Origin of the sequence: Halosimplex halobium, assembly GCF_051414055.1 — an archaeon.
Classification (GTDB): domain Archaea; phylum Halobacteriota; class Halobacteria; order Halobacteriales; family Haloarculaceae; genus Halosimplex; species Halosimplex halobium.
Window position 1 is genome coordinate 1 of sequence record NZ_JBLKNX010000001.1, and the last position, 18921, is coordinate 18921.

The 18921-nt window shown below is 72.3% G+C and carries 19 protein-coding genes and 2 pseudogenes; 13 read left to right on the forward strand and 8 right to left on the reverse strand.

Going from position 1 to position 18921, the window contains the following annotated elements:
- From ACMGFG_RS00005 to ACMGFG_RS00035, 7 genes and pseudogenes are all read left to right on the forward strand, one after another.
- Nucleotides 1-205, forward strand: a pseudogene (locus ACMGFG_RS00005) (hypothetical protein); the annotation flags it as partial.
- Nucleotides 202-666 (forward strand): DUF7311 family protein, encoded by a 465-nt coding sequence (locus tag ACMGFG_RS00010; RefSeq protein WP_436928299.1) that lies wholly within the window; start codon nt 202-204, stop codon nt 664-666. The pseudogene ACMGFG_RS00005 and the gene ACMGFG_RS00010, both read left to right, overlap by 4 nt.
- A gap of 106 nt (nt 667-772) precedes the next feature.
- Nucleotides 773-2710 (forward strand): ATPase, T2SS/T4P/T4SS family, encoded by a 1938-nt coding sequence (locus ACMGFG_RS00015; protein WP_436928300.1) that lies wholly within the window; start codon nt 773-775, stop codon nt 2708-2710.
- A 3-nt stretch (nt 2711-2713) separates the two neighbouring features.
- Nucleotides 2714-4450: a secretion system protein gene (locus ACMGFG_RS00020; RefSeq protein ID WP_436928301.1), complete on the forward strand. Its 1737-nt coding sequence runs from the start codon at nt 2714-2716 to the stop codon at nt 4448-4450.
- 134 nt (nt 4451-4584) lie between these two features.
- Complete coding sequence (locus tag ACMGFG_RS00025; RefSeq protein ID WP_436928302.1) at nt 4585-5124, forward strand: DUF7283 family protein; 540 nt, start codon at nt 4585-4587, stop codon at nt 5122-5124.
- Nucleotides 5102-5638, forward strand: coding sequence for a DUF7285 family protein (locus ACMGFG_RS00030; protein ID WP_436928303.1), 537 nt, complete (start codon nt 5102-5104; stop codon nt 5636-5638). The genes ACMGFG_RS00025 and ACMGFG_RS00030 overlap by 23 nt, the downstream gene beginning before the upstream one ends.
- Nucleotides 5639-5760: 122 nt before the next feature.
- The gene (locus ACMGFG_RS00035) at nt 5761-6120 is read left to right on the forward strand and encodes a cell division protein SepF (protein ID WP_135365373.1); all 360 of its coding nucleotides are present in this window, start codon (nt 5761-5763) and stop codon (nt 6118-6120) included.
- Between the two features lie 502 nt (nt 6121-6622).
- On the opposite strand, the gene ACMGFG_RS00040 is transcribed toward ACMGFG_RS00035, so the two are convergent.
- Together ACMGFG_RS00040 and ACMGFG_RS00045 are read right to left on the reverse strand one after the other, a co-directional pair.
- Entirely contained in the window at nt 6623-7015 is a 393-nt protein-coding gene (locus ACMGFG_RS00040; protein ID WP_436928304.1) for a DUF5611 family protein, read from the reverse strand.
- A gap of 103 nt (nt 7016-7118) precedes the next feature.
- Nucleotides 7119-8309 carry a DUF7093 family protein gene (locus tag ACMGFG_RS00045; RefSeq protein ID WP_436928305.1) on the reverse strand — a complete coding sequence of 397 codons (1191 nt, stop codon included), beginning with the start codon at nt 8307-8309 and terminating at the stop codon, nt 7119-7121.
- 140 nt (nt 8310-8449) lie between these two features.
- Here ACMGFG_RS00045 and ACMGFG_RS00050 point away from each other — a divergent pair, with 140 nt between their 5' ends.
- A complete protein-coding gene (locus tag ACMGFG_RS00050) occupies nt 8450-8740 on the forward strand; it encodes a DUF6432 family protein (RefSeq protein ID WP_436928306.1) in 291 nt (96 codons plus the stop codon).
- Between the two features lie 63 nt (nt 8741-8803).
- On the opposite strand, the gene ACMGFG_RS00055 is transcribed toward ACMGFG_RS00050, so the two are convergent.
- A complete protein-coding gene (locus tag ACMGFG_RS00055; protein WP_436928307.1) occupies nt 8804-9973 on the reverse strand; it encodes an MBL fold metallo-hydrolase in 1170 nt (389 codons plus the stop codon).
- 611 nt (nt 9974-10584) lie between these two features.
- On the opposite strand from ACMGFG_RS00055, the gene ACMGFG_RS00060 reads away from it, so the two are divergent.
- The 3 genes from ACMGFG_RS00060 (at nt 10585) to ACMGFG_RS00070 (ending at nt 12866) form a co-directional block, all read left to right on the forward strand.
- Nucleotides 10585-11316, forward strand: a complete 732-nt coding sequence (locus tag ACMGFG_RS00060; protein WP_436928308.1) for a diphthine--ammonia ligase — start codon at nt 10585-10587, stop codon at nt 11314-11316.
- 282 nt (nt 11317-11598) lie between these two features.
- Nucleotides 11599-11865: a WNWW family protein gene (locus tag ACMGFG_RS00065; protein ID WP_436928309.1), complete on the forward strand. Its 267-nt coding sequence runs from the start codon at nt 11599-11601 to the stop codon at nt 11863-11865.
- Between the two features lie 359 nt (nt 11866-12224).
- Nucleotides 12225-12866, forward strand: a complete 642-nt coding sequence (locus ACMGFG_RS00070; protein WP_436928310.1) for a ThuA domain-containing protein — start codon at nt 12225-12227, stop codon at nt 12864-12866.
- A 77-nt stretch (nt 12867-12943) separates the two neighbouring features.
- Here ACMGFG_RS00070 and ACMGFG_RS00075 read toward each other — a convergent pair whose 3' ends face one another.
- The gene (locus ACMGFG_RS00075) at nt 12944-13906 is read right to left on the reverse strand and encodes a hypothetical protein (protein ID WP_436928311.1); all 963 of its coding nucleotides are present in this window, start codon (nt 13904-13906) and stop codon (nt 12944-12946) included.
- Nucleotides 13907-13965: 59 nt separating this feature from the next.
- Complete coding sequence (locus ACMGFG_RS00080; RefSeq protein ID WP_436928312.1) at nt 13966-15111, reverse strand: enolase C-terminal domain-like protein; 1146 nt, start codon at nt 15109-15111, stop codon at nt 13966-13968.
- A gap of 156 nt (nt 15112-15267) precedes the next feature.
- Here ACMGFG_RS00080 and ACMGFG_RS00085 point away from each other — a divergent pair, with 156 nt between their 5' ends.
- Nucleotides 15268-15882, forward strand: coding sequence for a rubrerythrin family protein (locus tag ACMGFG_RS00085; protein ID WP_436928313.1), 615 nt, complete (start codon nt 15268-15270; stop codon nt 15880-15882).
- 95 nt (nt 15883-15977) lie between these two features.
- Nucleotides 15978-17249 (forward strand): hypothetical protein, encoded by a 1272-nt coding sequence (locus ACMGFG_RS00090; protein ID WP_436928314.1) that lies wholly within the window; start codon nt 15978-15980, stop codon nt 17247-17249.
- 70 nt (nt 17250-17319) lie between these two features.
- Here the strand turns inward: ACMGFG_RS00090 and ACMGFG_RS00095 are convergent, their stop codons facing one another.
- From ACMGFG_RS00095 to ACMGFG_RS00105, 3 genes and pseudogenes are all read right to left on the reverse strand, one after another.
- Nucleotides 17320-17583, reverse strand: coding sequence for a hypothetical protein (locus ACMGFG_RS00095; RefSeq protein WP_436928315.1), 264 nt, complete (start codon nt 17581-17583; stop codon nt 17320-17322).
- A 112-nt stretch (nt 17584-17695) separates the two neighbouring features.
- A complete protein-coding gene (locus tag ACMGFG_RS00100) occupies nt 17696-18427 on the reverse strand; it encodes a type 1 glutamine amidotransferase (RefSeq protein WP_436928316.1) in 732 nt (243 codons plus the stop codon).
- Between the two features lie 50 nt (nt 18428-18477).
- Nucleotides 18478-18906: pseudogene (locus tag ACMGFG_RS00105) on the reverse strand (DUF2085 domain-containing protein); the annotation flags it as partial.
- Between the last annotated feature and the right edge of the window lie 15 nt (nt 18907-18921).

Here is an 18921-nt window from a genome sequence, read left to right on the forward strand (position 1 = left end):
CGGCGGTGGCGGCTCCCGCGGCGGGCGCGGGGGAGCGGCGGCCGCCGGCGCGTCGGCCGCCGACGGACCTGCGAGCGACGACGGTGCGGACCTCGACCTGGAGTCGGACGAGGACGCCGACGACGGGACGCTCGCCGATAAGTTCGACCGGGGCGACGACGATGACGACGGCCTGCTGACGACGCTCCGCTCGAAGCTCCCGTGATCCGCGTCGTCCTGGCCGCGATCCTGACGGTCGTGCTCGTCGGGGTCTCGATGCCGGTCATCGACCACGCGGCCGGCGTCAACAGCGACCGGCGGGTCGGGAGCGTCGCCGAACAGTTCGAACAGACCGCGGTCGAGCTCGTCGAGACCGAAGACCTGCCGCCGCCGGGCGTGCGCGGCCCCCAGCGGGTCGTCGACGTCACCTTCCCGACGCCGTCGCTGACGGCGACGGCCGTCCTGACGTTCCGGGTCGAGCGCCGGGGGTCGCGCGCCCACAGCGTCCTCACCTACCGCGTCGGCGGGCGGCCGGAGCGGACCAGACAGATCGACGCCGCGGTCGTCAACGCCGACGGCGGGACGCTGCGGCTCGGGCGGATATCCGGCGAACACTCCTACATCTTCCGGCTGTCGCGCGACGACGACGGGGACCCCGTCGTCCGGGTCCACCGGGTCGGCGGCTGACGGCCGGGCCGCGACCGGGGGTCGGTCGGGGCCCCGGCGGGTCGGTCCCGGCCCGTCCGTGGGGTCCGTGTAGAACTTTAAGACCGAACGCGCGGCCACTTCCGGCATGGCAACGGGACGGTCGGAGCTGTCGCTGGCGACGGTCCTCGACGCGGTGGGGCTGGACGGACTCGTCGGGGACGACGAGGGCGGCGAGGATCCCCCCTGCACGTGCGAGCTGACCGTCGACGAGAGGGTGTTGCTGGTCGACGCGTCGGGGTGTGACAACAGCGGCGACCTGCGGGCCTCGCCCCACTGCCGGGCGACGGTCGTCCGGGAGCTCGCCGAGCGCACGGTCGACGGGCTGGTCGTCCGGGCCAGCGGGCTGGAGTACCGCTACGGCGACCGGGCGCTGGACCTGCTCGGGACCGCCGGGCGGTTCGTCGACCTGCTGGGCGACCGCGACGACCGGCTCGCCCGCGCGGCGGCGACGGACCCGCTCTCGGTCGCCGACGAGGTCGAGTCCCGCGTCGGCCCGGTCGCCGACATCGCGACCCAGTCCGGCCTGGTCGACGCCGCGGCGGGCGTCGACGGCTACGACGAGGCGTTCTCGCCGACGGTCGGGCTCACGGTCGGCCACTACTACGTCGACCGCGCCGTCGACGACGGCGCCCGCCTGCGGGACGTGACGGAGCTCCCGACGGGCTCGACCGCGCGGGTCTACGGCCGCGAGGACTCGATCCCGCTGTACTCGCTGGACGTGGTCGACGTGTCGCTGTCGGTCGAGCAACGCGAGCTCCTGCTGGACGGCTACGAGGCCATCGCGAAGGGGCTGGTCGAGGGGGATCGCCGCGCCTCGCGGGCGATCGAGTACGTCAGCGACGGCGAGGTCGACCCGATCCTGACGGCGATCCTCGGCAAGCACACCCAGGGCTACGGCGTGCTGGAGGACCTCTTCGCGGACCCGCGCGTGACGGACGTGTACGCCACCTCGCCGGTCGAGGCAAACCCGATCCGCGTGGAGGTCGACGGCCAGGCGATGTCGACGAACGTCCACCTCACCGCCGACGGCGGGGGCGCGCTGGCCTCGCGCATCCGGCGGACCAGCGGGCGGGCGTTCTCGCGGGCGACGCCGACCGTCGACGCGACGGCCGACCTGGAGAACGGCACCGGCCTGCGGGTGGCCGGCGTCACCGACCCCGTCGCGGAGGGCGTGGCCTTCGCCTTCCGCGAGCAGGCCGAGGACACGTTCACGCTGCCGGAGCTCGTCCGCAACGGGACGATGCCCCCCGAGGCCGCGGGCTTCCTCTCGGTCGCCGTCGAGCGCAACGCCGCCGCGCTCATCGCCGGCACCCGCGGCGCCGGGAAGACCACGCTGCTGGGGACGCTGCTGTACGAGGTCACGCCGGACACCCGGACGGTCGTCATCGAGGACACGCCCGAACTCCCCGTCGACCAGCTCCAGCGCTGTGACCGCGACGTGCAGCCACTCAGGACGGGCACCGGCGGCGGCCCGGAGATCGAGGCGGCCGACGCCCTGCGGACGGCCCTGCGGCTGGGCGACGGGGCGCTGGTCGTCGGGGAGATCCGCGGCGAGGAGGCCCAGGTGCTCTACGAGGCGATGCGCGTCGGCGCCAACGCCAACGCGGTCCTGGGGACGATCCACGGCGACGGCGCCGACGAGGTGTTCGAGCGGGTCGTCTCCGACCTGGGCGTCCCGCCGTCGTCGTTCGGCGCGACGGACCTGGTCGTGACGGTCCAGGCCTACCGCACGCCGACGGGCCGGAAACGGCGCCTCTCGGCCATCGAGGAGGTGATCGTCGGCGACGACGAGATACGGTTCGCGCCGCTGTACGAGATCGAGGGCGACATCGCCCGGTCGACCGACCGGATCGACCGCGGGGAGAGCCGCTTTCTCGACCGGCTGACCGGCCCCGCCGAGTCCTACGCCGACCTGCGGGAGGCGGTCGTCGAGCGGGGCGAACGGCTGGAGACGATCGCCGAGGACGGACGGACCGAGCCGACGGAGGTGGCCGCGGCCTACGCCGGCCGCGGCGTCGAGTGAGCCATGGGCTGGACCGCCGGCGCCGTCCGCGGACTCGCGCGGCTGTACCCCTACGAGGTCGAGACCAGCGACGACCTCGTCGAGGCGATCGCCTTCGTCGAGTCGCCGGTCACCCCCGAGACGGTCGTCCGCGCGGGCTTCGGCGCGGGCGTCGTCGCGGCACTGGCGGTCGCGCTCGTCCTCCTCGCGGCGGGGAAGCTCCCGTACATCGTCCTCGCGCTCCCGGTCGGCGTGGCGGTGATCCACGGCGTCCACACGGCGCCGACCGTGCTGGCGGGGTTCCGCCGGACGGAGGCGCTGGGGGACACGCCGAACCTGATCGGCCGGGCTGTCCTGCGGATGCAGATCCAGCCGGCGACCGAGACGGCCGTCGAGTTCGCCGCCCGGACGGGCCGGGGCCCGCTGGCCGCGAGCCTGGCGAGTCACATCGACCGCTCGATCGGCTCGCCCCGGACCGGCCTGGTCTCCTTCGCGGAGGACTGGGCCGAGGACTTCCCGGCGCTGCGGCGGGCGGCCCACCTGCTGGCGACGGCGGAGAACGCGCCGCCGGACGAGCGCGAGCGGACGCTCGAACGGGCGCTGCGGGCGGTCCTCGACGGCACCCGCGAGGAGATGGCCGAGTTCACCAGCGAGATCCGCGGGCCGACGACGGGGCTGTACGCCTTCGGCGTGATGCTCCCGCTCGCGCTGGTGGCGCTGGTGCCGGCCATCGGCCTCGCCGGGGGGGGCGACGGGGGGTTCTACCTCCCCATCGAGTTCTTCGTCCTGGTCTACGACGTGGCGCTGCCGGCGGGGCTGGTCGCCGCGAGCGTCTGGCTGCTCCAGCGCCGCCCCGTCGCCTTCCCGCCGCCCCGGGTGACGACCGCCCACCCCGACGTCGAGGACCGCCGGCTGGTCGGGGTCGGCGGCGGCCTCGCGGTCGGGGTCGCGGCCGCGGGCGTGCTGGTCCCGGCCGGCTTCGGCTTCCTCGCGCCGGTCGCCGGGGTGGGGCTCGGGCTCGGGACCGCCCTGCTGGTGGTGTTCGGGCCGGTCAAGGCGATGCGCGACCACGTCCGCGACATCGAGGAGCACCTCACGGACGCGCTGTACCTCGTCGGTCGGCAGGTCGCGGAGGGCCAGGCCGTCGAGTCGGCCATCGCCCACGCCGGCGAGCGCGTCCCCGGCGAGACGGGCGCGGTCTTCGAGCAGGCGGCCGGCCTCCAGGAGCGGCTGCACGTCACCGTCGACGACGCCTTCTTCGGCGAGTACGGCTCGCTTGCGGACGTGCCGAGCCCGCGCGCCCACGGCATGGCGTCGCTGCTGTCGATCGCCGCCCGGGAGGGCCGGCCCGCCGGCAGCGCCGTCGTCGCGATGGCCGACCACCTCGAGGAGCTCCAGGAGGTCGAGGCCGAGGCCAGACGCCAGCTGTCCTCGGTCACCGGGACGCTCGACTCGACGGCGGCGTACTTCGGGCCGCTGGTCGCCGGCGCGACGGTCGCGCTCGCCAAGCGGATCTCCGACAGCAGCGGCACCCGGGCGGCCAGCGACCAGGTCGGGAAGGCGCTGTCGGCCGACCAGCTCGCGCTGGTCGTCGGCGTCTACGTCCTCCTGATGTCGGTCATCCTGACGACGCTGTCGATCGGCCTGCGCAACGGCCTCGACCGCTCGCTGGTCGGCTACCACGTCGGCCGGTCGCTCGTCTCCGCGACCCCCATCTACGTGCTGGCGGTCGTCGGGACCGTCTCCGTGATCGGGCTGTGACCGCGCCGGGCGACGGCCGGCGGACGTTCGTCGGGGTCGTCGACGACCACGGCGGAACTGCTCGCGGCAGTTGCTCCCCGCGAGCGCCCGGCCTCGCGTTGTCGTTTAAGTACGATGACGGGACCAAACCGGGTATGGAGCTGGAGTCGCCGGCGGACGCGTGGTACGTGTGGTTCGGCGTCGCGCTGGTGAGCCTGGCGTTCGTGGGGGTCGTGGCGTCGTTCCCGGCGGAGCCGCCGCCCGACACCGCGGAGGCGGCCGACGCCATCGACCGCGTGACCGCCAGCGGCTACAACGCGACCGCCGAGTACGAGCACAACGCCGACCGGTGGTACGTCGCCAACAAGACGATCGTCATGAGAAACGACGGCGGCACCACGCGGGCGAGCCTCTCGTACGCCCGGGTCGTCCCGGTGTGGGCCGACCGGGGGAGCGACGAGCTCAGGGCGGTCCTGCAGGGGGAGTCCGTCGCCGGTCAGTACCAGGGCGAGCCGTCGGAGTTCCCGCCGCTGACGCCGAAACAGGAGTTCCGCGAGGACGTGGCCAACGCCTCGGAGTTCGCCGAGGAGAGCGTCGACGACCCGACGGTCCCGAAGTGGCGGGTCGCGGACGGGCGACTGGTGGTCAGACACGTCAGATGGGGGGAGTACCGTGCGACGCTGGTCACGGCGTGACGCGGGCCAGACCGAGCCGCTGGGGGCGCTGATCGCCGTCGCCGCGATGGCGATCGCGCTCAGTCTCTACGCCGGCTACGTCACCGACACCCTCCCGGGCACCAGCGACCGCGACGTGGCCGAGTCGGTCATCGACGACGTGTGGGCCGAGATGCAGGAGTCGGGCGTCTATCCCGCGACGAGGGACCTGGACACGCTGTACAGCGCGTCGTCGGCGTCCGGACCGGGCCCGTCCGGGCTCCCGGAGGGGTACTACGTCTACATCAACGTCACCCGGACGGAGGTCGGCGACTCGAAGAAACAGGCGCGCTTCGAGACGGCGAGCGGGGAGACCCGCCACGTCGTCTACGGGCCCCAGGGCGCGCCCGGCCACACCGGCGTCCGCGACGAGGTCGAGGACCCCGACCTGGGCGTGCCGGACAGCGCGAGCACCGCGAGTCGCCCGATCCCGATCCAGCGCGGCGCGGGGGCCGTGGTCGCCGGCCGGCTGAACGTGGCCGCGTGGGAGCAGTGACCGGGTCCGGGCGGCGTCCGGACGAACAGCACGGTCGTCGACGAACTCGCGCCCCACGAGTGTCCGGGCGGCGAGGGATGTCTGACGTAAAATACAAACGGACAGCGACCGGGAGAGAGTGTATGGGACTTATGAGCAAGATCCTCGGGGAATCCGGGGGCAGCCGGCAGAAAGAGGACTACGTCGAGATCGAGAGCGACGGGGTCGACGCGGGGGCGGCGGCGGCCTCGCGGGAGGTCCGCATCGCCAAGATCGGGGACAAACAGGACGTCATCGACATCAAGGACGCCGTCTACGACGGCGACGTGGTGATCGCCGACATCACCCGTCACACCACCCAGGACCGGACGATGGAGCACATCACCGACGAGCTCAAGCAGGTCGCCAACGAGGTCGGCGGCGACATCGCCCAGAAGGGCGACGACCAGCTCATCATCACGCCCCACGGCGTCGCCATCAACCGCGACCCGCTCGGGCAGTAAGCCACCGCGGGTCGCCCGGGGGACGGGCGCCGGACCGCCCGGCTCGGATCCCGGTCCGGCCCGGCTCGGATCCCGGTCCGGCCCGGCGCAGGGGACGGGCCACGCGCACCCTGACTCGTCACGTCCGGATTCGCAGCGTCACCGCTCGTCGCGTCCACTCCCGTCGGTTCGCCTGTGTGCCCCTCCCGATCGAGCCCCTGCGCCCGCCGCGTCGGTGACCGGAGGGTCGATGGGGGCGACCCGCCGGTCGCGGCGAATTTCTCTCGCATCGCTGTCAGGTGACAGAAAGCATTTACCGGAACCGCCGGATGCCGAGTGTGACCGCCTCCGTCGAGGTGGTTCGGACAGGAACTGTGGCGTGGCCCTACCCATGGCCACAGCTCCGGCGGTTCAGGCCGGGATACTTCGTCGTCGCCTCCGGGCGGGCGATGTGTGACAGTACGTCACAGCCGTATTTAGGTCTGCCGCGGCGTCCCCCGCGCAGGCGGCAGGGAGAAGGAGTTCAGACCTCGTCGGCCTCGTCGGGGCTGTCCTCGACGGCGCGTTTCATCGAGTCGCGACGGCTCTTGGCGTCGCGGCCGGTTGCCTCGAGCAGGAAGTCGTTCTTCGCGTCGACCGCGTCCGCGGCGGCGTCGGCGTTGCCCTCGGCGATGACGTCCTCGGCGTCGCGCTCGACGAAGTCGACCGCGAGTTTGTCTTTCTTGCCGCTGTACTCGACCGCGCCGGCGATGATGCGCTGGAACACCGGGTTGTCCGGGTCCTCGACCACGTAGAGGTCGCTCCCCTTGTACTCCTCGGTGGTCGAGATGGTCCCGAAGTAGTCCTCGATCGTCGCCTCCATGTCTTCGATACGCTCGTCGAGGTGCTCTCCCCGGCGCATCTTGTACTCCCGCATGGGCGACCCTTTGCAAGCACCGTTCATACCTTTTTCGAGCGCGCCGGGCCGCGGGACCGCGGCGCGGTCCGGCGCCGAACGGAACCCCCGCCCGTCGGGAGCCTCACTCCTCGGCGACGGTGTCGGCGTGTTCGAGCAGGGTCCCGCGGCGACACTCCGGGCAGAAGTCGCCGGCGCGCAGCGAGGTGGCGTCGGCCTCGGTCGAGAAGTCGCACTCGGAGCACTTGAACGTCCCCTCGGGGACGGTGATCGACGGCGTCTCGTCGCCGTCGAGCGACGGCCCGGCCGCCCCCGGGTCCGTCGGCCCGTCGCGTTTGGTCTCCTCGGGCCAGTCGCCCATCGACTCGGCGCCGGTCGAGGGGGACTCCTCCTCCGGCCAGGCGCCGACGGCGTCGTCGTCGACCGCGTCGTCGCTCGTATCCGCACCGGTCGCCGCGTCCGCTTCGACCGTCGCGGTCGCGTCGGCGGCGTCCGGACCGGGGTCCGGGTCGGCCCGGGCACCGTCGGTCCCGCCCCCGCCGGCCGCGCCCGCGTCGCCGTCGTCGTCGCCGAGGATCTCGACCTCGGCGGTCTCGCCGGCGCGTTCGGCCGGATCGGACGGTTCCTCGGGCCACTCACCGGGGTCGCGGTCGTCGCCGTCGGTGTCCGGTTCGGGAGCCTCGTCGACCGCGGTGTCGTCGACCACGTCGCCGTCGCCGCCCTCGTCGCCGGCGCTTCCCGCGTCGGCGGCTTCGACCTCGTCGTCCTCGTTCGGCCAGTCGCCGGGGTCGCGGTCGTCGTCGCCGATGATGACCGCGTCGCCTTCGTCGGTCTCGACGGCGTGCTCGCCGTCCCCCTCGGCGTCCGGGATGGTCGTCTCGCCGCCGCGGGCCTCGGCCTGTGCCGAGGACTCGTCGCCGCCGTCGTCGTCGAGGATGACCGCGTCCGTGCCCTCGCCCCCCTCGTCCGCGACCGACCCCCCCGCGTCGGTCGCCACGTCCGCGTCGCTCGCGTCGTCGGCCGTTTCGCTCGCGCCGGCGCCCTCGCCCGCGGCCACGTCGTCGGCCGGCGTGTCCCCCTCGGCCGCGTCGTCGGGCTCAGCGCCCGGCGTGGCCTCGAACTCGTCGGGGCCGCCCTCGGGGGTCTCGAGGGTGGTCACCTCCTTGTTCTCGGAGACCACACGGGTCTCGCCGCAGCGGGAACACGTCTCCATCTCGGTGATCGTGATGACGACTTCCGTCCCCTCCTCCTCGCGCTCCCGCTCGACGGTCGTCTCGCCGAAGCTGTGTCCCAGGAGCGAACACTTGATACTCATTACCACGTGTTCGACCCGTCCGAACCATAAGCGTGCTGTTTGTCCGAACGTCGAGCAGTCGTGCGGTCCGACACGCTCGCGGGGCCCGGTCGCCCCTCGCGGGGGATACACGTAAGACCCGGCCAGCCGAACAGTGGGGTATGCAGGCGAAACCGGAGTATCGCGACCGCGACGAGGTCGAGGTCGCGGTCCTGGACGCGCTGGCCGACCGGCGCGAGGAGGGGATGACCGTCTTCGAACTCCGGTCGCGTGTCGAGGTCGACATCGACACGCTGGAGGACGCGCTGGCCGACCTGAAGGAGGACGGCCTCATCGAGGCCCACCAGGAGGACCACCGCACCGTCATCGTCCCCGAGGACGGCGTCGTCGGCCCCGTCGACCCCGACGACGAGTCGTTCGTCGACCAGATCCGCGAACGGCTCCCGTTCTGACGGACCTCTGACACTTACACCCACAGTCGCGCGGCCCGCCCCGTCCTCCCTCCCGCGCCCGACTCAGTCGTCGGCCGTCGCGGCCGCGCAGTTGTTCGGCCCCAGTTCGAGTTCGAACGCCCCCTCGTCGGCCGCCGTCTCGCGGCCGAGGTTGATCGCGACGATCGCCTCGTGGTTGGCCGGCCGCGGCGGCGTCCGCCCGGTCACCCGGTCGACGAACGCGGCCTCGCTCAGCTCGAAGACGGGCAGGTCGCGACAGTCGCCCAGCCGCGCCGTGACGGCCCCGTCCTCGCCGGGCGGGGCGCCCTCGCCGTGGTGGCCCGGCGCGACGAGCGACCCGTCGGGGAACCGAGCGAACCGCTCGGTGAGCGTCCGGTAGAGCTCCCGCGCGAACGCGGGCGCCTCGTCGGACCCCTCCTCCAGGTCCGGCCGGGCCACCCCGTCGACGAACAGGCTGTCGCCGGTCAGCAGCGCGTCGCCGACGGCGAAGGCGGTCATCCCCGTTGTGTGGCCCGGCGCGTGGACGGCCTCGAGCGTCAGGTCGCCGACCCCGACGGTGTCGCCGTCCGCGACCGTCTCCACGTCGTAGGTCACGCCCCGCTCGACGGCCGGTGCGGGCATCACCGGCGTCGCCCCCGTCCGCTCGGCCAGCGCGCGCAACCCGCTGACGTGGTCGGCGTGGACGTGCGTGTCCACGACGGTCGTGATCTCGACACCGCGCTCGGTCGCGTCCGCGACGTACCGGTCGGCGAACGCCCGCAGCGGGTCGACGACCGCCGCCTCGCCGCCCGCGACGAGCATGTATCCCAGACAGCCGCTGGACGGGCGGCGGTACTGGACGAGCGTCGACTCCGGTGTCTCGGGCAGCGCCCCGTCGATCTCGGTCGCGAGCAGCAGTCGCGCCCACGCCTCCATCCCGCCGGTGAGGTTGCGCGCGTCGATCCCGGCGCCGGCCAGTTCCCGCGCGACCTCGCCGCTGGCCTCGCCGCGCGCGCAGACGACCGTGATCGGCTCCTCGCCCTCGATGTCCGCGGCGAACCCCTCCAGATCGCCCGTTACGGTGGCCTGGACGAAGCGGTTGTACGGTTTCTGCGTCAGGGTCACCCCCGGCCCGGAGAGCGACCACTCCTCGACCTCGTCGCGGTCCCGCAGGTCGAGCACCCGGACCGGTTCCCCCGCGTCGATTCGCCGCTGGAGCGCCTCGGGCGTGATCCCCGGCGTGTCGTCGGTCATGTCCCGGTGTAGCGGCCCCGGCGAGATAAGCCCGCGGCCGGGATCGGTGTGGTGGTGTGTGCGTGTCTCGTTTCCCGTCGAGTCGGTCCGGAGGGCGAGCGAGCGAACACGACCACACTCGACGGAGGGCGTTGAGAGTTCTCGGTACGCTCGCTCTGAGTTGGATCGGCCGCATTCGACAGCAAGTGCTGAAAGCCCTCGGCGCGTCGCGCCCGTTCAGTCCACCGGGAGAGCACGCTCTCCCGAGCCCGCGCTCACACGTTCGCGCGGACATCAGGGACCGCACAGCACTGCAGACGGCCACGACCCTCCCCAGCCGATTCGCTCCTGTCGTCGCTCATCCACTGTCAGAGCAAGCGCTGACAAGCCTCCGTTCACACGTTCACGAAGACCTCGCGCGGTGTCGTCGCGCGCATGAACGCGCGCCAACGTCAGAGCAAGCTCTGACGGCCCTCGGAATCACAAGCGATTCCGAGACGACAGCGCACGCCGACCGCACCGCGACCGCTCACCGCAACAGCTCTCCCCTGTACCGAGCATCCGCCGACAGTCCAGCGCGGACCACCGTCGAAAAAGATGGTTTATGTGCACTACGATGCCTACCGATCGGTATGACAGACGATGCGGACGGGGGGAGCTGGGTCTCGCTGTTCTCCGGCGGGAAGGACTCCTCGTGGGCGCTGTACCGGGCGCTCGAACGCGGCCTGCCCGTCGAGCGGCTGGTGACCGTCCACCCGGAGGGCGACTCCTACATGTACCACGTCCCGGCGACGCGGCTGGCCGGGCTCGCCGCCGAGAGCGTCGGGATCCCGCTGGTCGAGGTCGAGCCCGACGACTTCGGGGCCGAGGAGACGACCGACACCGGCGCGCAGGGCGACGCCGAACTCGAGCCGCTGGAGGCGGCCCTGTGGGACCTCGACCCGGAACTGCCCGGTGGGCTCGCGGGCGTGACCGCCGGCGCGGTCGAGAGCGAGTACCAGACCTCCCGCATCGAGGCGATGGCCGAGCGCCTCGACGCCGAGGTGTTCGCGCCGCTGTGGCAGCGGGACCCGCGGGAACTCGCCGACGCGATGCTCGACGCGGGGTTCGAGATCCGGATCATCCGCGTCGCCGCCGGCGGCCTCGACGAGTCCTGGCTCGGCCGGACGCTCGACGCCGACGCGCTCGACGAACTGGAAACCCTCAACGAGCGCTACGGCGTCCACATCCTGGGGGAGGGCGGCGAGTTCGAGACATTAGTTACCGACGGGCCGCACATGGAGCGGGCGATCGAACTGGAGTACGAAACCGAGTGGGACGGGACTCGCGGGACGCTGCGGATCGAGGACGCCTGGCTGGCGTGAACGTTCGGCGCCGCAGGCGCCGATTCGCCGGACGCGAGCGAACGGAGTGAGCGAGTCGTCCGGATTTTTCGCCCACGTTTTTGCCACCCGGGTTCTCCGCAGCGCGCCGGCGGCGCGCGAGGAAACCCGGGTGGGAAAAAGGTGGTTCTGAGACGGAGTGGGACGGGACTCGCGGGACGCTGCGGATCGAGGACGCCTGGCTGGCGTGAACGTTCGGCGCTGTCGGGTGATATCTTCCGCGATGGGGGTGCTTCAAGGGAGTCGGGGTGCAATCGTGGTGTCGTGAACCGGGAGCGACTGGAGTCGGAGCTCGAACGCTTCGAGGGTGACGCGGACGCGCGGCGGGTGGTCGCCCGGCAGGCGCGGGACCTGGCGGACTCGGGGCTGGTCGCCGAGGACCTGGGGTACGAACTCACCGTCGACACGATCGTCGACGAACTCGCCGACGCGCCCGCGGACCACTCGCTGGTCGAGCGGTGGAACTGGTGGATCGGGTCGCTGGAACTCTCTCACGGCGGCTACGAGCAGTTCCAGGTGCGAGTGTACTGAGCGAGGCCGGGCCAGCCCGAGACCGGCGCGCGCTCGTCAGAATACGCTCAGCCCGTGCGACTCCCGTGCGTGCTCGAGCAGTTCCTCTGTGGTCTCGAACTGTTTCCCACAGCTGCACGTGTGGTATGTCGGAGTCGCGTCCGACGTGGACTGGCGTGTCGCCATATCTACCCATTCGCACCGGACGTTAATAATTGTTTATCCGATACGTGTTGACGTGACATGCGATCAGTGAGAACAAGTACCGCAGAGCGCGAGACCGGCGGAACCCGAGCGGCCGGCCGGCGTCCCGGCAGCGGGTTCGCCACGCGGCTTCCGGGACCGGTGGAGCTAACCGGGGGAGGGCCGACGACCCGGACATGACACGCGTGCTCGTGCTCGGGGAGAACACATTCCCGTTCCACGCCATCGACGAGAAGCGCGACGCCTTCGCGGCCGCGCTGGCGGACTACGACGTGACGATCACGACCGACCGCGACGCCCTCACCGGGGAGTACGACGTGCTCGTCGACTACCTCACCGACTCGACGCTGTCCGACGAGCAGCTCGACGCCCTGCTCGACCACGTCGAGGCCGGCGGCGGCTACGTCGGCGTCCACTGCGCCTCCGACCTGACCTCGACCGCCGCGGACGACCCCGACGAACTGCTCGACCCGCGCGACGAACCGTTCCCGGAGCTGCGCGAGCTGATCGGCGGGCACTTCCTCACCCACCCCGAGCAGTCCGAGTTCGGCGTCGATATCGTGGACTCACACGCCGTCACCGAGGGCGTCGACGACTTCACCGTCTACGACGAGCCCTACCAGGTCGACGTGGACGACGGCGTGACCGTGCTCGCGCGTATGGACCACCCGGACCTGGAGGCGTACCCGGTCGTCTGGACCAACGAGTCGGCGGGCCGGGTCGCCTACGTCTCGCTGGGCCACACCGACGAGGCGCTCGCGCACGACTCGTTCGTCGCCCTGCTGCGCAACGCCGTCGAGTGGGCCGACGCGAACTGACCGCAGGAGGACGACGGCACCGTCTCCCATCGCGGTAGCCGTCGCGGCACCCCCTTCGCTCACGGTGGCCGTCGCCGTCAGTCGGCGGGGTTCACGTACAGCCCGTAGCGGTAGTACTCCTCGCCCAGCGCCAGGAACAGCCCGTTCTCGGCGGGGGGCGGTTCCTCGCCGGCGGCGTCGAGTTTGTCGGCCAGCCTCAGATCCGCGAGCAGCTCGCGGTACCCCGCCGAGAGCGGCGTCGTCTCCTCGTAGCCGTCCCGGTACAGCATCAGCCGCTGGGCCTCCGAGAGCGAGTCGGGGTCGAGACGGGCGTCGACCATGTCGCCGTCGAGCGCGCGCTCGAACTCCGCCTCGGAGTCCGCGACCGGGATCGCGACGCCAGTCCTGGCCGGCTCCGCGAACTCGCGACGCTCGACGGCGACTTCGAGGACGGTTCCGTTGTACTCGACGTGGTCGTGCAGCGGGTCGGGCGCGAGTCCGCTCGACGGTCCCTCGTACCCCCGCCGGTAGACGTAGCCGCCGACCTCGGCGACGTTGCCGGGCGGGGAGCCACCCATCTGCCGGTGACGGGCGGCGTGGTAGGCGATCTTGACGGCGCGCTGGTCCAGCCGGGTCAGCGCCGGGTACCGGACTCGGCCGGGCGGCTCCTCCAGCTCGTCGAGCGTGCCGACCCACTGTAGCCTGAGGACCGGCCGCTCGATCCGTTCGAGGCCGGTCGTCACGACGGACAGCCGATAATAGGTACCGTCGCGCTCGACGTACTCGCCGTCGGGGATCGGGGGGTAGCCGTAGGTGGTCGGGCGCTCGCCGGCGACGGCGGCGTCGACGTTCGCCGCGTAGTCGGCAGTCCAGGGACGGGGGTCCTCGGGCGGCTCCCACAGCGCCAGCGGCGCCAGCGACGTACCGATCCGGTCGGCGTCGAGGGTGTAGGTCAGCTGTCGTTCGCCTGAGAGCCCCTCGACGGCGCCGCAGCCGGCGAGGGCGGTCCCGGCAGCGACGCCGGCGGCTGCCAGGAACTCGCGACGCGAAGGGGAGGGCATCAGTCGTGATCAGCGAGTCCGACCCAAGTGCTTTCGGGTCCGCGAGCCGCCGTCGCGGCTCACCAGTCGGCGACGCTGCCGTCCTCGCGCCGGACGGTCGGGAGGTGACTGCGCTCGTACTCGTAGGACAGCGCGGTCTCGCGGTCCACGTCGACACCCAGCCCCGGTTCGTCCGGCACGTCGAGCCCGCCGACGGACTCGTCCAGCGTCGCGCCGCCGGAGAACACGTCGTCGACGGGGTCGCCGTAGACGGCTCCGTGGTCGGTGAACTCCTGGACGCCGAAGTTCGGCACCGCGAGGTCGACGTGGACAGTGGCGGCCTGGCCCACCGGCGAGAGGTCCGGCGGTCCGTGGAAGGCCGTCTCCACGTAGTGGTGTTCGGCGACGGTCGCGAGTTTCCGCGCGGCCGTGACCCCGCCGACGTGCGAGAGGTCGACCCGGAGGAAATCGACCAGCTCGTCCTCGATCAGCGGGCGCATCTCCCACGGGTTCGTGAACAGCTCCCCCATCGCCAGCGGCGCGGTCGTCGCCGCCCGCAGCCCCTCGAACGCGTCGCGGTTCTCCGGTCGCAGGGGGTCTTCGAGGAAGTACAGGTCGGCCGATTCGAGGCCCGCGGCGACGCGTCTCGCCTCCCGCGGCGTCGCCCGGCCGTGGATGTCGACGATCAGCTCCGGGTCGGGGCCCAGCCGCTCGCGGATTTCCCCGACGCCGTCGATGACGCGGTCCAGGTTCAGGTACTCGCCCGCCGGGTCGCCGACGTTGACCCGGAAGTGGTCGAACCCGCGCTCGGCCGCCGCCTCGCAGTTGGCGACGATGGCGTCGACCGCCTCGTCGCCGCAGTGCGTGTAGGCGGTCGCGTACTCGCGCGTGCGACCGCCGAGCAGGTCGTAGACCGGCGCTCCGGCCGCTTTGCCCTTCAGGTCCCACAGGGCCGTATCGACGCCGGAGAGCGCGCTGTTGAGGACCGGCCCGCCGCGCCAGTAGGTGCCGCGGAAGAGGTACTGCCAGACGTCTTCGACGCGGGCGGCGTCGCGTCCCTCCAGCTCGGGCGCGATGTGGTAGTCGAGCGCGGCTTCGACGGCCTTCTCGCGGCCGTTGAGGGTGGCGTCGCCCCAGCCGACGAGCCCGTCGGCCGTCTCCGCTCGCACGAGGACGTAGTTGCGGCCGGGTCGCGTCACCACGGCGTCGAGGTGTCTGATCTCCATACCCCCGTATCGGCCGATCCCGCCATGAAGGGGCGTCTCCCGGCGAGCCGTTCCGGGAGAGCTGAGGCGGCCCGGCAACCGCGAGGACGGCCACCGCACTCGGCGCCCACGCCGGGAGACGATGGTTACAAGCCGTCGCCGGCCGACGCTCACCACATGGATTCACAGGAGTTCGCCGAGACCGTCCGCGAGGAGGCGGCGACGCCGCTGTCGCGGCTCGGGTCGTCGAAGGCGCTGTACGCCGACACCGAGGGCGAGATGGACGACGACGCCGTGTTGCAGGCGGCGGCCGACCGCGCGCACTTCGCCGCCGAGCGCTTCGACGCGTGGGCCGACGAGGAATCGGGCGAGGCGAGCGAGCTGTTCGCCGACGCCGCGGCGACCGAGCGCGACCACGCCGAGGCGGCCGCCGACGAGCGCGGCGAGTACGAACCGGGCGAGCAGCCGGCGGTCGTCGCCCATCTCGACGCCGTCGACGGGACGGTCGAACGGCTGGCCGCGTTCGTCGGCTGGGCGCTCGCGGCGGGCAACAACGCCGACCAGGTCGTCGGCTACTTCGTCGGCCAGGCCAGCCCGCGGACGGCGAGCACGTTCCGCTCGTTCGGCGACGACTACGACGAGTACGTCGAGCGGGCGAGCGGCCTGCTCGCCGACGAGACCGACGACGCCGACGAGGCGGTCGCCGCGGCGACCGCCGCCGTCGAGGCCGACTATGAGGACTACTTCGAGACCCTCGAAGCGCTGGGGGTCAACCCGAAACCCGTCTGTTAGGGACTGTGTCGGACGGTCCTGACAGGTGAACGTGTCGGGGATGTGTTCATCTCGCGTGAACAACTATTTTTACGGAGGGGGTTCACAGGGGGCGTGTGCGACGGGTCCTGGCGCTGGCGTTGCTGGGCATCGTCCTCGTCGCGGGCGTCGGGGCGCTCGGTGCGAAGACGGCTGACGCCCGCGACGAGCCCGCGGCGACGCCGACCGGCGAGGCGAGCGAGCCGTCCCCGCTGGGGAACGGCGGCGCGAGCGACGCGCTTCTCGAAAAGCTCGACAAGCTGCTGGCCGGGCACCGGTCGGCCGCCGACGCCACCAGCGGGACCGCGGCCGCGAACGGGTCGTCGACGGACGGCAGCGACGCCGACCCGGCAGCCGGCCCGTTCGCCGGGGGCAACGACACCGGCGACGCGCTGGATTCGGACGGCGACGGCCTCTCGGACGCGCGCGAACGGGAGCTCGGGACCGAGGTGTTCGACCCCGACACCGACGGCGACGGGCTCTCCGACGGGCGGGAGATCGAACTCAACACGGACCCGCTGAACCCCGACACGGACGGCGACGGCGTCTCGGACGGACGGGAGGTCGAGCGGGGGACCAGCCCGCGCTCGGTCGACGCCGACGCGGACGGCCTCACCGACCAGCGCGAACTCGAACTGGGCACCGACCCCTTCGACCCGGACACCGACGACGACGGGCTCGGCGACTGGCGCGAGGTGGAACTGGGTACCGACCCGACCGACCCCGACACCGACGGCGACAGGCTCCTCGACGGGTGGGAGGTCCGCGGAGAGACGCCGACGGGCGCCCGGCTCCCCGGCAGCGACCCGCTGGCGATGGACCTCTACGTCCAGGTCGACTACGCCCGCGGCGTCGAGCCCGATTCCGCCGCCTTCTTCGACCACGTCGAGGCCGAGTTCGCGGAGATGCCCGTCCGGCGGGCCAACGGGACGGGCATCGACGTCCACGTCCGCAGGGGCGGCTACGTCAACGAGACCGCCGTCTTCACCGGCGGGAACTTCGACGCGCTCAGGAACGAACTCTACCGCGACCGGCTCGGCCCGCGGGCCGGGGTCTACCACCACGTCGTCGTGACCCGCTTCCTCTCCGACGAGGTCGGCTACGGCTCGGTCGGCGGCCAGTTCGCGCTCGTCGACGCCGGCGCGGCCGACCGGACACAGCGCCACGTCGTCGTCCACGAACTGCTCCACAACGTCGTCGGCCGCATCGAGGCGCCGGGCGCCTGCGACCGCGACCCCCACCACTACTGCGAGGGCGGCTGGCTCACCCCGCAGATCACCCCCGGCGAGGACGAGTACCTCCCTATCCCCCTCGCCGCCGAGATCGAACGCCAGGGGTTCCAGCCGTAGGACACCCGCGGCGCGACGACGGTTCTGTCACCCCGGCGGAGCGACCGGTCACCGGCCGGTCCCGCCGCGGTCACTGCCGCGGCTGGGACTGCGGTCGGGTCCCCGCGCCGGGCTGGCCCTGTCCGGGCGCGGACAGCCCCGCCTGCGGCGTCACGCCCTCCGGGAGGACGTACCACAGCCGCTCGTGGGGCACGAACCCGACCTGCTGTGGGTCGCTCGTGTCGTAGCGTTCGCGGTCCTGCTGGTCCTCGGTGCCGTAGAGGACGAGCCCGTATTCGTTGACCTCGTACCTGGCGCAGTCGACGACGGTCCCGTCGGTACAGTACACTTGCATGGGGTCCCGGTTGGGCCGCGAACCGGTTGAACCTGCCGTCAACTCCGGCAGGTGCGGCGCCTGCGTGAAGGAAACGACCCTCCGCGGCGGAGACCGCCGCGCTGCGAGCGCGTCAGTCGTCGGCGGCGACGGCGTCGTCCGCCGTCCCGGCTGCGCCGCTCGCGTCGCGGTCGGCGACGAACGCGAGGAAGTTGTCGAAGACCTGCTTGGCCTCGCAGGCGGCGTCGTAGTTCTCCGGGGTGATCCCGTCGAGGACCGACTGGATGCGCGACTCGGGGAGCTGCCCGTCCTTGCCCTTCGTCACCTCGGCGGCGGCGTCCATGTCGTACTCGGGGTGGAACTGGACGCCGAACACCGGGCCCTTGCGGAAGCCGTGGACGCCGTAGTCGTTGGCGGCCAGCCGCTCGGCGCCGGGCGGGAGTTCGACGACCCGGTCCGAGTGGGTGGTGAAGACGGTGAACTCCGTGTCGACGCCGTCGAACAGCACGGAGTCGCCCGAGTGCTCGACGGTGCGGTAGCCGATCTCGTACTCCCCCATGTCCTCGACGGTCCCGCCGAGCACGTCCGCGAGCAGCTGGTGGCCGTAACACACGCCCAGGAGCGGCAGTCCGCGGTCGATCGCCTCGCCGACCCACTCCTTGGCCGGCGGGATCCACTCCTCGTCCCAGTAGACCGAGGCGCGGGAGCCGGTGACGACGGCGCCGTCGAACTCGAACGTCTCCGGGAACTGTCCCGTCGGGAGGTGAAACTCCGTCAGGTCGGCGTCCAGTTCCCGGCGGAAGTTGCGCCGGTTGCCCTCCGCCTCGTGGGCTGCGTTCAACAGGGCGATGCGCGGCCGTGTCATCGTCGTATCCCAGCGGCTCGGCGACCAAAAGCCTGTCCACACTGGCAGCACTACGCGCCGTGCGATCGATTCTCGTCCGCGTTCCCGCCGGGGTCGTCGGTTCCGTCCGTCCCGGCGCGCTCGGTCTCGCCACCGTCGCCACCGCCGCCGGCCCGCGACCGGGCCAGCAGCGCCGCGGCGACGCCGCCGTAGCCCGCGGCGACCGCGAGCAACCAGAGCGGCTGGTCCGTCAGGAACCACGGGACCGCGACCCCGTACCCCAGTCCCAGGAGCGCGCCCGAGGCGGTCCGGACGGCGTTGGCCCCCCGTCGCCGCGTGAACGTCGTGACCGCCCAGTCGACCAGCGCCGGCGCCGGCCCACAGGCGACAAGCCACGGCCACGCCGCCGGCGCGGTGTCGGTCAGCACGAGCGCGACGCCCGCCACGATTCCGGGGTAGAGGCCGCTGCAGCGGGCACAGAGGTAGACCGTCCGGCCGCCGAGGGCGAGCCGGTG

Coding starts and splice junctions, on each gene's coding strand:
- ACMGFG_RS00015 (WP_436928300.1), top strand. CDS start 773: ATGGCAACGGGACGGTCGGAGCTGTCGCTGGCGACGGTCCTCGACGCG.
- ACMGFG_RS00020 (WP_436928301.1), top strand. CDS start 2,714: ATGGGCTGGACCGCCGGCGCCGTCCGCGGACTCGCGCGGCTGTACCCC.
- ACMGFG_RS00025 (WP_436928302.1), top strand. CDS start 4,585: ATGGAGCTGGAGTCGCCGGCGGACGCGTGGTACGTGTGGTTCGGCGTC.
- ACMGFG_RS00035 (WP_135365373.1), top strand. CDS start 5,761: ATGGGACTTATGAGCAAGATCCTCGGGGAATCCGGGGGCAGCCGGCAG.
- ACMGFG_RS00040 (WP_436928304.1), bottom strand. CDS start 7,015: ATGCGGGAGTACAAGATGCGCCGGGGAGAGCACCTCGACGAGCGTATC.
- ACMGFG_RS00045 (WP_436928305.1), bottom strand. CDS start 8,309: ATGAGTATCAAGTGTTCGCTCCTGGGACACAGCTTCGGCGAGACGACC.
- ACMGFG_RS00050 (WP_436928306.1), top strand. CDS start 8,450: ATGCAGGCGAAACCGGAGTATCGCGACCGCGACGAGGTCGAGGTCGCG.
- ACMGFG_RS00055 (WP_436928307.1), bottom strand. CDS start 9,973: ATGACCGACGACACGCCGGGGATCACGCCCGAGGCGCTCCAGCGGCGA.
- ACMGFG_RS00060 (WP_436928308.1), top strand. CDS start 10,585: ATGACAGACGATGCGGACGGGGGGAGCTGGGTCTCGCTGTTCTCCGGC.
- ACMGFG_RS00070 (WP_436928310.1), top strand. CDS start 12,225: ATGACACGCGTGCTCGTGCTCGGGGAGAACACATTCCCGTTCCACGCC.
- ACMGFG_RS00075 (WP_436928311.1), bottom strand. CDS start 13,906: ATGCCCTCCCCTTCGCGTCGCGAGTTCCTGGCAGCCGCCGGCGTCGCT.
- ACMGFG_RS00080 (WP_436928312.1), bottom strand. CDS start 15,111: ATGGAGATCAGACACCTCGACGCCGTGGTGACGCGACCCGGCCGCAAC.
- ACMGFG_RS00085 (WP_436928313.1), top strand. CDS start 15,268: ATGGATTCACAGGAGTTCGCCGAGACCGTCCGCGAGGAGGCGGCGACG.
- ACMGFG_RS00095 (WP_436928315.1), bottom strand. CDS start 17,583: ATGCAAGTGTACTGTACCGACGGGACCGTCGTCGACTGCGCCAGGTAC.
- ACMGFG_RS00100 (WP_436928316.1), bottom strand. CDS start 18,427: ATGACACGGCCGCGCATCGCCCTGTTGAACGCAGCCCACGAGGCGGAG.